The sequence below is a fragment of the Rhizobium sp. BR 315 genome (genome assembly GCF_050577975.1).
GTDB lineage: Bacteria > Pseudomonadota > Alphaproteobacteria > Rhizobiales > Rhizobiaceae > Rhizobium > Rhizobium miluonense.
This window is the reverse complement of the sequence record NZ_JARWKZ010000165.1, coordinates 1-604: the sequence shown is the minus strand read 5'-3', so window position 1 is coordinate 604 and position 604 is coordinate 1. Positions and strand designations below refer to the sequence as shown.

1 protein-coding gene is annotated in these 604 nt (G+C 38.4%); it reads right to left on the bottom strand.

What is annotated here, in order from left to right; genetic code table 11:
- Window positions 1-179: 179 nt before the first annotated feature.
- Window positions 180-604: DALR anticodon-binding domain-containing protein (locus QD409_RS35550; protein ID WP_430765054.1), on the bottom strand; the 425-nt coding region annotated here is incomplete at its 5' end.

Sequence of the window (604 nt, the reverse complement as noted above, 5' to 3'; positions counted from 1 at the left end):
ATCGAGAGTTCTCTGATTAGACATAGAACCCATCATCGCAATTATTAGATCAATGATATAGGATAATATCATGTTTTTTACCTCCTTAATGATAATTAGTATGGTCCTTAAATTAGGAAAAACGAAATAAAAGGCAGGAAAGCTGCACTGCCTCCTGCCTTAAGTACTCCAATATACACTTACATTTCCTCTGGTGCTTTTAACCCTAACAGCCGGAGCCCTTCTTTCAAAACCATTCTCACTGCATATACAAGTGTTAATCTTTGTTGCTTAAGGTTTTCATCATCTAAAATGCGTACAGTTCCGTAATACTTATTAAAAGCTCTCGCTAGTTCCACAACATATTTAGCAATTTGAGACGGATCATAATCTTCCAGTGATTTTTTGACTGTTTCCGGAAAAGCATTTAACGTCATAATAATGGACCATGCTTCTTCCTCTTGAGTCCCTAAAGCTGCTGCCTCTGCTTTAAAATTACCCTTTTTCAGCAACGAAGCAGCCCGGGCATGGCTGTATTGTACGTACGGCCCAGTTTCTCCTTCAAACTTCAACATATCTTCGAGAGAAAACTCAATGTCGTTTTGGCGGAAGTTCTTTAAATCAC